The organism is Brevibacillus sp. JNUCC-41 (assembly GCF_014844095.1).
In the GTDB taxonomy this organism is placed as follows: domain Bacteria; phylum Bacillota; class Bacilli; order Bacillales; family DSM-1321; genus Peribacillus; species Peribacillus aracenensis.
In genome coordinates this window covers 3,514,793-3,529,458 of the sequence record NZ_CP062163.1, presented here as the reverse complement: position 1 = coordinate 3,529,458, position 14,666 = coordinate 3,514,793, and the positions used below count along the sequence as shown (strand labels likewise).

Here is a 14,666-nt window from a genome sequence, read left to right as displayed (position 1 = left end):
CATTACGATTGAGAAGGATTGGCTGCCTCTTTTTGCTCTTTCAAGACCGCTTTACGGGAAAGGTTTACCCTTCCTTGCTTATCGATCTCAGTAACTTTGACCAATAATTCATCGCCAAGTGAAACGACATCTTCCACTTTTCCGACTCTTTCTTCAGCCAGTTCAGAAATATGTACCAAACCGTCTTTACCATTGAAGATCTCAACGAAGGCACCGAACTTTTCGATACGTTTAACTTTACCTAAGTATAGTTCACCCACGACGACTTCACGTACGATATCCTCAATGATTTTCTTCGCCTTTTGAATCATTGGTTCATCAGTAGAAGATATGAATACCGTTCCATCCTGTTCGATGTCAATTTTCACGCCAGTTTCTTCAATGATTTTGTTGATATGTTTTCCGCTCGGTCCAATTACATCACGGATTTTATCCGGATTTATGGACATAGTAACGATTTTTGGAGCATATTTGGACAACTGCTCACGCGGTTGATTGATTGTTGACATCATTGATTCTAAAATATGCATCCGGCCATGTTTGGCTTGTAGTAAAGCTTCTTCAAGAATCTCTCTCGAAAGACCCTCGATCTTAATATCCATTTGCAGGGCAGTAACACCTTTTGAAGTCCCTGCGACTTTAAAGTCCATGTCCCCCAGATGATCTTCCATACCTTGAATATCCGTTAAGATTGTATAGTGCTCACCTGTTTTGACAAGACCCATAGCAATACCGGCAACTGGAGCTTTCAATGGAACACCGGCATCCATCATTGCCAAAGTGCTTGCACAGATACTTGCTTGTGATGTTGAACCGTTTGATTCAAGGACTTCAGAAACAAGTCTGATTGTATATGGGAAGTCTTTATCGTTTGGAATCACAGGCTCCAATGCTCTTTCACCAAGTGCACCATGACCGATTTCACGGCGTCCTGCCCCACGGATAGGGCCAGTTTCACCAACACTGAAATGCGGGAAATTATAGTGGTGCATAAAACGTTTTGACTCTTCGGTACCAAGTCCGTCCAGAATTTGCACATCACCAAGAGCACCTAATGTACAGATGGATAGCGCTTGGGTTTGTCCGCGCGTGAACAATCCGGAACCATGAGTACGAGGCAGAATAGTAACCTCTGATGATAATGGTCTGATTTCGTCAGGATTACGGCCATCCGGACGTACTTTTTCTTCCGTAATTAAACGGCGGACTTCGGATTTCACCAATTTATTCAGGATTTCTTTGATTTGCTTTAATTTTTCTTCATCAGTCTCTTCTTCATAATTAACCAACACACGATCTTTTACTGCTTTGATGGCGTCTTCACGAGCATGTTTTTCCTGAACTTGTACGGCTTTGTTCAAGTCTGCTTCACATAGGCCTTTCACTTCTGCTTCCAGTTCAGCATCCACTTGATATAAAGTGACCTGCATTTTCTCCTTGCCGATTTCAGCAACGATTTTCTCTTGGAATGCAATGATCTTCTTGATTTCATCATGTCCAAACATGATTGCTTCAAGCATGGTTTCCTCTGGTACTTCATTTGCTCCGGCTTCAACCATGTTGATAGCATCTTTAGTGCCGGCAACCGTCAGATTGATGTCACTTTTGGCTAGTTGGTCAACAGTAGGGTTAATAATGAATTCATTGTTGATTCTCCCTACTACAACTCCAGCAATTGGACCTTCGAACGGAATATCGGAAACTGAAAGTGCAAGGGAAGAACCTAGCATGGCTGCCATTTCCGTAGAGCAATCTTGATCGACACTCATGACCATGCTGATGATCTGAACATCGTTCCTGAAGCCATCTGCGAAAAGCGGACGGATTGGACGATCGATTAAGCGGCTTGCAAGAATTGCCCTTTCACTTGGTCGTCCTTCACGTTTTATGAAGCCTCCCGGAATTTTACCGACTGCATAAAGTCTTTCTTCATAGTTCACTGTCAAAGGAAAGAAGTCGACATTTCTAGGTTCCTTTGAAGCTGTTGCAGTACTTAATACAGCAGTTTCTCCATAACGGACTAAAACTGCCCCGTTCGCTTGTTTGGCTAATTGCCCTATCTCTACCGTTACATTACGGCCGGCCCAGTCAAATGAATACGTATGTTTTTCCTGTCCCATTTATTAAACCCCTCTCTGAATCTTCACTTAGAGGCTTAGTTTACCTAAACCTGTATTGGATTAAATCATTTATATGTGAAAGTAACTAAACTCGAGTTAAAACCAAACTATTCCTATTATGCACGAAAAAAACAAGCATTAACAGTAAAATGAATAAAAATTTCATTCATTTGATTATGTATATCCTGATCATTTATAAATGGAAAAGGACCCGGCTCCTGCCGAGTCCCAAGGACGAAGGCCCAGCCTTAAGTAGAATACGTCCAAATCATTTGATTAACATCAAAAAAGCGGGAAATTTCCCGCCTTCCTGAAAAAATTATCTACGTAGACCTAATTTGTTAATTAGTGTACGGTAACGAGTAACGTCTTTGTTACGTAGGTAAGTTAAAAGGTTACGACGTTTACCTACCATTTTTAGAAGACCGCGACGTGAATGGTGGTCTTTTTTGTGTGTGCGTAAGTGACCGTTCAAGTTGTTGATTTCTTCTGTTAATACTGCGATTTGAACTTCTGGAGATCCAGTGTCAGTATCGTGAGTTCTGAACTCAGCGATAAGTTCGTTTTTGCGTACTTGTGTAATTGCCATGTTATTATTCCTCCTAAAATTCTGTAAAATCACCTATTACCGAGCCAGCGTCGGAGTCTCGACTAGCCAAGCAATGGTTATTTTCATACATACAATAGAATACATGTTTTTCATTAAAATTGCAAGTCTTGTCTTTTATGCTTCAAGACTTGCAAAATAGGCTATTGCATTTTGCTTATCCGTTTCAATCTGAGCGACCAATGCTTCAAGTCCGGAAAATTTCTGTTCACTCCGAAGTCTTGTATGCCATTCCACCGATACCTGGTTGCCATAAATATCTCCCGAGAACTCCAATGCATGAACCTCTACAGTGGGATACTTAGGTTTTTCTTCGTGGAACGTAGGCTTGTAGCCAACATTGCAAACTCCATTATACCATTTACCGCTTATTTTGATCCTGACGGCATATACGCCTGCAGCAGGGAAGATATAATCGTCACTTACTTCAATATTAGCGGTGGGGAAACCCAGCTTCCTTCCCCGCTTTTCACCGTGAACGACATGACCTTTCGTTAAATAGCGGCGGCCAGCCAAATGATAAAAGTCGGAAAAGTTGCCATTTCCGAGAGTTTCCCTGATTCTCGTCGAGCTAACCTTTTCATCTTCAAGTGTCTGTTTTTCAACGACTGTCTGCGAAAACCTTCCCTGTGCGTAAACAGGCAAATCCTCCATCGACCCTTGACCATAGCGGCCGTATGAATAATCAAAGCCTGCAACTACGTGACGGACATTCAGCCCGGCAATGTATTCGTCAACGAACCGCTCCGGCAGTACCGAAGCAAATTCCTTGCTGAAATGGACAATGAATAAATAATCGATCTCCATCGACTCTATGATATCCACCTTATCTTCAAGTGGAGTGATATAGCGGATATTTTCCGTTTTCCTACCCAGTACTGCAGAAGGATGCGGGTCAAATGTCATGACTGCTGATTTAAGATTCATTTCATCGGCTTTTTTCTTGGCGGTTTGAATAACAATCTGATGACCTTTATGTATCCCATCAAAAAATCCAAGCGCCATTACAAGCTCGGGAAAATCATCCGAATTAAATTGATGAGGATGCTCTATTGCGATCACTTTCACCTTTCAATCTCCTCTTTCCGGCGGTAAAACGGTCTATAATTCTTGTACCAATACTTTTACAGGTTTAATTAATCCCACTTTTGTCGGATGTATTTGATAAATGGCAATGGCCTTATCTGCTGGATCGACCATCACAAAAGGCTTTCCTTTTTCAACAACAACATCCTTTGTTTGTTCCAATACCGCACCGTTAAGTACTTTCTTTGCTACTTTATCACTAATCTGAAATTTGGGCAAATGAAATAATCCCCGCTCCAAAGGCAACAGAAATTCATCCGTTTGTCCACTTTCCATGAACTCTTCCACTTCAGCAAATGTAAAACAGTCCTCCTGCTTAAAACCTGCTGATTCAATACGCGTCAAGTCTGACATATGGGCAGGAAAACCCAGTTCTTCACCCATCATGACTGCAAGCGTCCGAATATACGTTCCTTTGCTGCATTTGACGCGAAAACGAAAAGAAATGGTTTCCCCTTTAAATTCAGAACGATCATCAAGAAGGGTAATTTCATGGATGGTGACCTCCCTTGTCGGCCTCTCCACTTCTATCCCTGCACGGGCATATTCATATAACTTTTTCCCGTTTACTTTTACCGCCGAAAACATTGGCGGCGTCTGTTCAATTGTTCCAGTCAATGATTCCAGCACTTCAAGAATCCGTTTACGCTGAATCACTTGATCAATCTTTTTCTCTTCCACTTTTTCACCGCTTGCGTCTTCAGTTGTCGTTGAAAAACCAAGGGTCACTTCACCTTCATACGCTTTACCGGCTTCTGTCAAATATTCGGCTATTTTAGTTGCCCTGCCAATACAAATAGGCAAAACCCCTGTTACATCAGGATCTAAAGTACCTGTGTGCCCAACCTTTTTTGTCTTTAAAATCTTTCTTAATTTAAAAACACAATCATGGGATGTCAATCCCTTGGGTTTCCATAATGGAAGAATACCGTTCACGCTTTCACCTCATCATTTATAAAACACCCTAAACTATTATCATAAAGCAAAATGAATTCCAATTCCCAAAGGTGTTTTTCCTTTTTCAAAAAAAAGAGACCGACTTCAAGAAGTGCAAAGCACTTATTGAGTCGGCCTCCTTTTACTGCTTGCTTATTCCTCGTCTTTTTCAGCCGGTTTATCCTCTGAATTGATTTGGGAAATCAACGACTCGATGCGATTACCATAATCGACCGATTCATCAAATTCAAAAAACAGCTCAGGGGTTTTGCGCAGGCGGATTCTCTGCCCAATTTCTGAACGCATGAATCCTTTCGCCTTAGCAAGACCTTGCAGGGTTTTCTCCCTTTGTTCCTGGTCACCCAAAACGGAAATATAAACTGTTGCCTGTTGTAAATCGCCTGTAACCGCGACATCCGTCACTGTTACAAATCCGATTCTTGGATCTTTAATTTTTCGGCCGATAATTTCACTCAGCTCTTTTTTCATTTGTTCGCCAACACGATTTGAACGAAGGCTCATAATATCACCTCGATAGCCTAAAGCCAGTCTATATCTGTTATTGTTCGCTCTAGTTCCGGAAAAGAATCTAGAAATTTAAGGGCATTTTGAAGTTCCCGTTCAGTAGCCTTCCTTGAGGATGTTACGGTTACGATAGTAATCTTTGTCCGCTGCCATAAATCCTGAAAATCGGTCTCTGCTACAGAAATATTGAACTTCTGCTTAAGCCGTGTCAATACACGCTGAAGCACTGCCCTCTTTTCTTTCAAAGAATGGGTGTCATGGATGATGCATTCACATTGGACAGAGCCAACGATCATTTACGTTCGATCTCTTCCATTACATACGCTTCAATTACATCGCCTTCTTTAAGGTCGTTGTAATTTTTAATCGTAATACCGCACTCATAGTTCGTTGCCACTTCTTTTACATCATCTTTAAAACGTTTCAATGCATCAATTTCACCTTCGTAAATGACGACACCTTCACGAATTAAGCGAATTCCGCTATCACGTGTAATTTTTCCTTCTGTAACGTAAGAACCGGCAATCGTACCCACTTTGGATACTTTGAAAGTCGTACGAACTTCAGCCTGACCGATAATTTTTTCTTCGAATTCAGGGTCAAGCATCCCTTTCATAGCCGACTCGATCTCTTCAATTGCTTTATAGATGATGCGGTGAAGACGGACATCAACATTTTCTGATTCAGCTGCACGCTTCGCATTCACATCAGGACGGACGTTGAATCCGATGACGATTGCATTTGAAGCTGTAGCAAGGATGATGTCAGACTCTGTAATAGCACCGACGCCAATGTGTATGATTTTAACTTTAGCGCCTTCCACTTCTATTTTATTCAGGGAAGCGGCCACTGCTTCCGCAGAACCTTGAACATCAGCTTTTAGAATGATGTTCAATTCTTTGATTTCCCCTTCTTTCATTTGCTCGAATAATGTATCCAGGGTTACACGGGATTTCTCATTACGTTGTGAAGCAAGTTGTCTCTGTGCACGCACTTCCCCAACTTGACGGGCCGTTTTCTCATCTTCAAAGACGATGAAACGATCGCCGGCCTGTGGCACTTCGTTCAATCCAGTGATTTCAACCGGTGTTGAAGGACCTGCATCCTTAACACGGCGTCCAAGATCGTTGACCATAGCACGGACACGTCCGAATGTATTACCGATAACAATCGGATCACCGATTTTCAACGTTCCGTTTTGAACAAGCAATGTCGCAACGGAACCGCGGCCTTTGTCCAAACGTGCTTCGATAACCGTTCCATTTGCTTTACGGGACGGATTCGCTTTATACTCCTCCACTTCACTAACAAGCAGAATCATTTCAAGCAAGCTATCGATACCCTCACCGTTTTTAGCTGAAATTGGTACGAAAATTGTATCCCCGCCCCATGCTTCAGAAACTAAACCATGCTCTGTCAATTCTTGCATGACGCGGTCTGGATTAGCTGCTTCTTTATCCATCTTATTAACAGCGACGATAATTGGAACTTCCGCTGCTTTAGCATGGTTAATCGCTTCAATCGTTTGAGGCATTACACCATCATCCGCTGCTACGACCAAGATTGTGATATCCGTAACTTGTGCACCGCGGGCACGCATCGTTGTAAACGCGGCATGACCTGGTGTATCCAAGAAAGTTATTTTCTTATCGTTTACTTTAACTTGATATGCACCGATATGCTGAGTGATCCCGCCCGCTTCGCCTTCAGTAACTTTTGTATGGCGTATAGAATCAAGCAATGTCGTTTTACCATGGTCAACGTGTCCCATGATCGTCACGACAGCCGGACGTTCAATCAAATCTTCAGAAGCGTCCTCAGTGACAAGTGATTCAAGGTCTGTTAGGTCGACACGAATCTCTTCTTCAGCCAATACACCGTATTCCGCACAAATCAATTCAATTGCATCTTTATCCAAAGTTTGGTTGATTGTTGCCATAACACCAAGCATAAAGAGCTTTTTAATGATTTCAGAAGGTTCACGGTGAAGTTTTTTTCCAAGTTCCATAACTGTCAAAGACTCATAAAACGTAATTTTCTCTGGAAGTTCTCTTTCTTTACGTTTTGTAACAGGTGCCGCCGGCGCTTGTTGTCTTTGTTTATTATTTTTATTCTTGTTATTGCGGCCCTTGTTGAACTGACCTGTTGGTTTTTTCGTACCTACAGGTTTAACTGGTGGTTTCTTCTTCAGCTTTTCTTTATTGACTGTGCTCTTTTCATCCGCTTCAGCTTCGTACTTCGCGACTGTAGCGTTAGCTTTTGGTTCAGCAGCTTGGCTTTTATCTTCGTTTTTAGGTTTGATTGAATCGTTTAATTTATTTACAGTTGAATCGTCTAATGCTGTCATATGGTTTGTTACCTCTATATTCATTTCTTTAAGTTTATTTATTACATCCTTGCTTGAAACGTTCTTTTGTTTTGCATATTCATATACACGCAATTTTGTCATACGTTCACCCCCGTAAAATTTAATCGAGCAGCGTTCGGAGTTTTTGTGCAAAACCTTCATCCAGAACTGCGACGGCAACTCTAGCATCCTTGCCTATCGCATGGCCGAGCATTGACCTGCTTTCGACTCTTTTTAAAGGAACCTGATAAAATGCGCACTTATCAGATATTTTTTTTTCAGTGTTTTTTGAAGCGTCCGCGGATAAAATAACAACTTTGGCATTACCGCTTCTAATCTCTTTAACCACTAATTCTTCACCCGAAATTAGCTTGCGTGCTCGATTGGCCAAACCTAATAGAGACATCCATTGTTGTTGTTGGGTCATGTTGTTAGTTTTTCTCCTTATTCACTAATTCAAGCAATTGTTCATAAAGGGAAGAATCGATTTGGGTACTAAGGTGATTAGCCAGCACATTTTTCTTTTTGGCCAGCTCGATAACATCCCGATCAAGAGTCAAATAAGCTCCCCTTCCCGATTTTTTTCCGGTCGGATCAAGGCTGACTTCCCCTTCTTTAGATCGAACGATGCGAATGAGTTCTTTCTTCGGCTTCATTTCACCTGTTGCCACACATTTACGCATCGGGATTTTTTTTCGGCTATTCATCTTTTTCACCTCGAATTACTCGTTATCCTCTTCGAAATCTGTTTCCTCTTCAGTAACATAACTATCTCTGCTCAAAAGGAATTCCTGTTCTTCCACAGGATAAATACCAGCTTCGCGGGCTTCCGTTTCACTCTTGATATCAATTTTCCAGCCTGTAAGCTTGGCAGCTAAACGGGCATTTTGTCCACGCTTACCAATTGCCAGGGAAAGTTGATAATCCGGAACGATTACAGTAGTCGCCTTTTCCTCTTCTTTAACGATAACTTCAAGTACTTTTGAAGGGCTTAATGCATTCGCAACGAAAATGACCGGATTCTCCGACCATTTAACGATATCGATCTTTTCACCTTTCAATTCATTGACGATCGCCTGAACACGCTGTCCCTTTTGGCCTACACAAGAACCGACAGGATCGACTTCTTCGTTATCGGAGTGCACGGAGATTTTTGAACGGTCGCCTGCTTCGCGGGCAACTGACTTAATTTCCACTGTTCCATCAAAAATTTCAGGCACTTCTATTTCGAATAAACGTTTTAAAAGACCAGGGTGTGAACGGGATACAAAAATTTGCGGGCCCTTTGAAGTCTTTTCAACTTTAGTGATGAAAACTTTAATGCGATCATGAGGTTTATACTGTTCATTCGGCATTTGTTCATTCACTGGGAGCAAAGCTTCGATTTTACCTAGGCTCACATAAATGAATCGGGAATCCTGGCGTTGAACGATACCAGTCATGATATCCTCTTCACGATCGATGAATTCGGCATAAATGATGCCCCGTTCAGCTTCACGCACTCTTTGAGTGACGACTTGCTTTGCTGTTTGTGCTGCAATACGGCCGAAATCCTTTGGTGTTACTTCCATTTCGACAATATCCTCTAACTGATAGTTGGGATCAATTGCTCTTGCTTCTTCAACAGAAATTTCCAGACGCGAATCAAACACTTCGTCAACAACGTCTTTTCTGGCAAATACACGCATAGTTCCTTTACCAAGATTCAAGTCGATACGTACATTTTGCGCTTGGTTAAAGTTACGGCGATATGCCGATATAAGGGCAGATTCAATCGCGTCGATCAAAACCTCCCTGGAAATTCCTTTTTCGTTTTCTAAAATATAGAGAGCATCCAATAACTCATTGCCCATGGTGATCCCCCTTACGGATATTTAAATTAATGATTTGCTTGACTTAAGAGAAGGTAATCGCCAATCTCGCTTTGGCTACCTTTTCGAATGGTATGACGATTGTTTTCTTTCTTGTTTTGATTCTGACTTCGATTGTCACTTCTTCACCATCGAAACTGGTTAAGATTCCTTCGAATTCTTTTTCATCTAAAATGGGCTCATATGTTTTTATGTAAACATTTTTACCGATAGCATTAAGGAAATCCTTCTCTTTTTTCAGAGGCCTTTCAGCTCCGGGTGATGAAACTTCGAGAAAATAATTTTGTGGAATCGGATCAACCTCATCAAGCTTTTCACTGAGTTTTTCACTCACATTTCCGCAATCATCAATATCTACGCCTGTTTCTTTATCAATGTACACTCGAAGGAACCAGCTTTTACCTTCCTTCACATACTCCACTTCGACTAATTCAAGCTGCAATTCTTCAAGAATTGGTAGTGCTAATTCCTCTACGACTTCCGTTACCTTTTTACTCATTTGTTTCCTCCATACGTGCGTTGTATGCGCTTGGTTTCGGATTCAAAATTAAATGGTCAATACAACACGAAAGAGTGGGTTTCCCCACTCTTGCCATTGGTTCCTCTTAGTATTTCCAATAAAAATATACCATAATCAAGATATTTATGCAAATATCATGTCTGTTTCTTCCTTTTTGGAATCAGTTTCCTCTTTAAAATAAAGATAACTGATTTTGTTCAGGCAATGACTCCAGACAACCTTGTTTATCAAGGTATTCAAGGATGGTCTTCGAAACCTTCCCCCGTTGTTGAAGGTCTTCTTTGGAAAGGAATTCACCATTTTCCCGTGCGTTGACGATATTGATCGCCGCATTCGTTCCAAGACCAGGTATCGAATTGAAAGGCGGTATCAAAGTATTTCCTTCAATCAAGAATTGATCTGCACTGGATTTGTACAAGTCCACTTTAGCGAATGAATATCCGCGTTCACACATTTCCAAAGCAAGTTCAAGAACCGTCAATGTATTCTTTTCCTTTGTGGATGCATCCAATCCCTTTACCATAATTTCTTCCATTTTTGATTTGATCGCTTGCGATCCCCGTGTCATGGCGTCGATTTCAAAATCATCGGCACGTACTGTGAAATAGGCTGCATAATACAATAAAGGCAGATGCACTTTAAAATAGGCAATCCGAACAGCCATTAAGACGTAAGCTGCAGCATGGGCTTTCGGGAACATGTATTTAATCTTTTTACATGAATCGATATACCATTCTGGCACCTCATTTTTCCTCATTTCCTCTTCGAATTCCTCCGAGAGCCCTTTCCCTTTACGAACAGATTCCATGATTTTAAACGCTAGTGAAGGATCTAGGCCTTGGTATATCAGATAGACCATAATATCATCCCGGCAGCCTATAACCTCACTTAGTGTACATATGCGGTTGTGGATCAATTCCTGTGCATTACTCAGCCATACATCCGTACCGTGGGAAAGCCCCGAAATCTGAACAAGCTCGGAAAATGTCGTAGGTTTCGTATCTTCAAGCATCTGCCGGACAAAGCGCGTACCAAATTCCGGTATGCCAAGCGTACCCGTTTTACACATGATCTTTTCTTCGGTAACTCCTAAAGATTCAGTACTGCTGAATATTTTCATTACTTCTGGATCATCGGTAGGGACGGTCTTTGGATCGATGCCACTTAAATCTTGAAGCATCCGGATTACAGTCGGATCATCGTGACCAAGTATATCAAGTTTCAAAATATTATCGTGAATGGAATGGAAATCAAAGTGAGTTGTTTTCCACTCAGAATTCCTGTCATCCGCAGGGAACTGAATTGGTGTGAAATCATAGATATCCATATTATCAGGAACAACGATAATTCCCCCCGGGTGCTGTCCAGTCGTCCTTTTCACACCAGTACAACCGGCAACAAGGCGATCAGTCTCGGCTCCACGCATGTGGATGTTATTATCAGAGGAATACCCTTTTACATATCCATAAGCCGTTTTTTCAGCGACCGTACCAATCGTTCCGGCACGATATACATATTCTTCACCGAATAAGACCTTCGTATAGTTATGGGCCTTCGGCTGATACTCACCGGAGAAGTTCAAGTCAATATCCGGAACCTTATCCCCTTTAAATCCAAGGAAGGTTTCAAACGGGATATCATGCCCGTCTTTTGTATAAGCAATGCCACAATCGGGACAGTCTTTATCAGGCAGGTCAAACCCGGAACCTACAGAACCGTCATTGAAGAATTCGGATTTCTTGCACTCCGGACATACATAATGCGGCGGAAGCGGATTCACCTCTGTAATTTCAGTCATGGTGGCAACGAAAGATGACCCAACCGATCCCCTTGAACCAACTAGATAACCATCATTCAAGGATTTTTTAACAAGTTTGTGGGAAATTAAATAAATAACGGCAAAACCGTGGCCAATGATGCTTTTCAATTCTTTCTCAAGACGGGCTTCCACGATTTCCGGCAGGTTCTCTCCATAAATCTTCCTTGCCATTCCATAACTCATTTGACGCATCTCTTCTTCTGCACCTTCAATTTTAGGTGTGTATAACTCATCCTTGATCGGCTTGATTTCTTCAATCATATCAGCGATTTTATTCGTGTTGGTTACCACGACCTCTTTGGCTTTTTCAGAACCGAGGAAGGAGAATTCCCGCAGCATTTCATCTGTCGTCCGAAAATGTACGTCAGGAAGCTTATGACGATTCAGCGGATTTGCGCCACCTTGTGAATTCACAAGGATTTTACGGTAAATTTTATCATTCGGATCTAAATAATGCACATTTCCCGTGGCTACGACTGGCTTATCCAATTTTTCACCAAGCTTGACGATATTGGAGATGATCGTTTCCAATGATTTATCATCCCGTACATATTCAAGCTCAATCAAATGCTTATACACTTCCTTCGGATGGATTTCAAGATAATCGTAGAATTCGGCGATATCGACGACTTCCTCAAAACCCTTCTGCATCATCCCTTCAAAAACTTCCCCTTTATCGCATCCCGATCCGACCAAGATTCCTTCACGATACTTTTTAAGTTGTGAGCGTGGTAGCCGGGGCACACGATAGAAATAATCTATGTGTGATATTGAAATTAATTTGAAAAGGTTTTTTAAGCCAGCCTGTGTTTGCGCAATCAGCGTACAATGAGACGGCCGGGAACGCTGATAAGCGTTTCCTTTACCCATATTGTCATTAAGTTGATCATGATGGGTAATCTCCTTTTCCATTGCATCCTTTAGCATCTTCAGCATAAGGTAACCTGTAGCTTCGGCGTCATAAATGGCCCTATGATGCTGGGTCAAATCAATATCGAACTTTTTACATAATGTATTTAACCGGTGATTTTTAAACTCCGGATATAAGAAACGGGCAAGTTCCAATGTATCAAGAACAGGATTGGAAGCTTTAGGATAACCCAAGTTTTTATAGCCTATATTCAAAAATCCCATATCGAAGGCTGCGTTGTGGGCAACCAGAATCGCATCGCCCGCCCATTCCTTGAACTTTTCTAGTACTTCCGAGACTTCCGGAGCATTTTCTACAAGATCATCAGTGATTCCAGTCAATTCTATCGTTGTATTGGATAGTGGATGATGCGGATTAGCAAAAGACTCGAAGCGATCAATGATGTCACCATCACGAATTTTCACTGCAGCAAATTCAATGATCGTATCATATACGGCTGATAGGCCTGTCGTCTCTACGTCAAACACAACATAGGTGGCATCTGCCAAAGCGATATGCGCCTCATTATAAACTATGGGTACACCATCATTTACAAGATTCACTTCGACACCATAAAGGATTTTGATACCATTCTTTTTCCCGGCACTATAAGCTTCAGGGAATGATTGAGCTCCCGCATGATCTGTAATGGCCACAGCCTTATGCCCCCACTTTGCAGCCTGGGCAACAAGCGCAGAAGTAGGCGTCACTGCATCCATTTGGCTCATTGGGGTATGCATATGCAGTTCTACACGCTTTTCCCCTTCTGGAGCCTTATCCTGCCGTCCTTGTTTAGAAATTTCATTTATATCATTTGCGATCATAACTAGGTCACGTACGAATGTATCATTTTGGATGCTGCCTTGGGCACGTACCCACATCCCTTTTTTCACACGGGCAAGTATGGCAGCATCTTCTTTATCACGCGAAAACATTTTGACCAATATCGAGCTCGTATAATCTGTGACTTTAAAAGTCAACAGGCTTCGTCCGCTGCGTAACTCACGCACTTCTGCATCAAATACGAAGCCTTCGATAGCAATCCTGCGCTCTTCATCAATAATTTGTTCGATTCTGCGGAAATCCGCATCTTCTTTAATCGTATAGCCAATTTTAACCGGTCCATCGTAGACGGCATCGTCCCCGCCTTTTTCCGATTCTTTTTTCTGCATTTCCACTAGGGCAGCAAGTCCCTTTTCTGCGTCTTCCTTTTGTTTCTCTTCTAAGAACTTTTGGTAATCAGGATTCGAAACCGTTTCCTTCACTTCCGCTTCAAGTGTCAACGGAGGAAAACCGAATGTTTGATAGATATTCGAAATGATGCCGGAGTATTTTCGCTTCAACTGTCCAGCCTCCGTATCATTCCGGGCGCTAACGATAAGCTTATATCCATTTACCGTTGGAACTTGTTCATTTAGAAGTGATAACAGTGCAGGTGACATGCCTTCAAGCTCGCCAATGCAGTTTTTCCAATACTCCTTCACCAATTGTTCCGTCACTTGCGGATTGGCCACATTCAAGTTGAATGTGACCTTTGCAATATGGGAAAACGTACTTGCCAGATGAGTAGCAAGTCTTGTATGAACACTGCAAGGAATTAATGCAGGTATATTAAAGGCAAAATGCCATGTTTTGGACTCCCTCTCGATTGAGAGTTTATCAATTTCGGCACCTATGAAATAATTCACAAAGGCATCCTCAGTCAAGCCCATTTGCTGGAGCAAGAGTTGAAATCTCTCTCTACCGCTATTTGGATTTTGATCCATTCCCTCTCTCCCCTATCTACTATCTCTTATTTTTCACAATCATTTTCTTTTGATACCAGAGGCTATTATAACATATCATGAATGTTTCACTAGTATCCAAATCCATGAAAAGGAAAGGCATCATCCAATTGAATGATGCCTAAATCCGCTATTTTTAAA

Annotated in this window: 12 protein-coding genes; all 12 read right to left on the bottom strand. The window is 41.8% G+C overall.

Going from position 1 to position 14,666, the window contains the following annotated elements; genetic code table 11:
- Positions 1-2: 2 nt before the first annotated feature.
- Positions 3-2,120, bottom strand: coding sequence for a polyribonucleotide nucleotidyltransferase (gene pnp, locus JNUCC41_RS17230; RefSeq protein WP_192204059.1), 2,118 nt, complete (start codon positions 2,118-2,120; stop codon positions 3-5).
- 319 nt (positions 2,121-2,439) lie between these two features.
- Positions 2,440-2,709, bottom strand: coding sequence for a 30S ribosomal protein S15 (gene rpsO / locus JNUCC41_RS17225; RefSeq protein WP_053345367.1), 270 nt, complete (start codon positions 2,707-2,709; stop codon positions 2,440-2,442).
- Between the two features lie 135 nt (positions 2,710-2,844).
- Positions 2,845-3,795, bottom strand: coding sequence for a bifunctional riboflavin kinase/FAD synthetase (gene ribF / locus JNUCC41_RS17220; RefSeq protein WP_192204058.1), 951 nt, complete (start codon positions 3,793-3,795; stop codon positions 2,845-2,847).
- Between the two features lie 33 nt (positions 3,796-3,828).
- A complete protein-coding gene (gene truB, locus JNUCC41_RS17215; RefSeq protein ID WP_192204057.1) occupies positions 3,829-4,749 on the bottom strand; it encodes a tRNA pseudouridine(55) synthase TruB in 921 nt (306 codons plus the stop codon).
- A 153-nt stretch (positions 4,750-4,902) separates the two neighbouring features.
- Entirely contained in the window at positions 4,903-5,271 is a 369-nt protein-coding gene (gene rbfA, locus JNUCC41_RS17210; protein WP_034313607.1) for a 30S ribosome-binding factor RbfA, read from the bottom strand.
- A 17-nt stretch (positions 5,272-5,288) separates the two neighbouring features.
- Positions 5,289-5,570 (bottom strand): DUF503 domain-containing protein, encoded by a 282-nt coding sequence (locus JNUCC41_RS17205; protein WP_192204056.1) that lies wholly within the window; start codon positions 5,568-5,570, stop codon positions 5,289-5,291.
- Complete coding sequence (gene infB, locus JNUCC41_RS17200; protein WP_192204055.1) at positions 5,567-7,723, bottom strand: translation initiation factor IF-2; 2,157 nt, start codon at positions 7,721-7,723, stop codon at positions 5,567-5,569. The genes JNUCC41_RS17205 and infB overlap by 4 nt, the downstream gene beginning before the upstream one ends.
- 19 nt (positions 7,724-7,742) lie before the next feature.
- On the bottom strand, positions 7,743-8,048 hold the full coding sequence (locus tag JNUCC41_RS17195) for a YlxQ family RNA-binding protein (protein WP_061144653.1): 306 nt from the start codon (positions 8,046-8,048) through the stop codon (positions 7,743-7,745).
- A gap of 4 nt (positions 8,049-8,052) precedes the next feature.
- A complete protein-coding gene (rnpM, locus tag JNUCC41_RS17190) occupies positions 8,053-8,328 on the bottom strand; it encodes an RNase P modulator RnpM (RefSeq protein WP_061462443.1) in 276 nt (91 codons plus the stop codon).
- Positions 8,329-8,343: 15 nt separating this feature from the next.
- Positions 8,344-9,474: a transcription termination factor NusA gene (gene nusA, locus JNUCC41_RS17185; RefSeq protein ID WP_076366463.1), complete on the bottom strand. Its 1,131-nt coding sequence runs from the start codon at positions 9,472-9,474 to the stop codon at positions 8,344-8,346.
- Positions 9,475-9,517: 43 nt separating this feature from the next.
- Complete coding sequence (rimP, locus tag JNUCC41_RS17180; RefSeq protein WP_192204054.1) at positions 9,518-9,991, bottom strand: ribosome maturation factor RimP; 474 nt, start codon at positions 9,989-9,991, stop codon at positions 9,518-9,520.
- A gap of 193 nt (positions 9,992-10,184) precedes the next feature.
- Positions 10,185-14,507 carry a PolC-type DNA polymerase III gene (locus JNUCC41_RS17175; protein ID WP_192204053.1) on the bottom strand — a complete coding sequence of 1,441 codons (4,323 nt, stop codon included), beginning with the start codon at positions 14,505-14,507 and terminating at the stop codon, positions 10,185-10,187.
- Positions 14,508-14,666 lie beyond the last annotated feature (159 nt).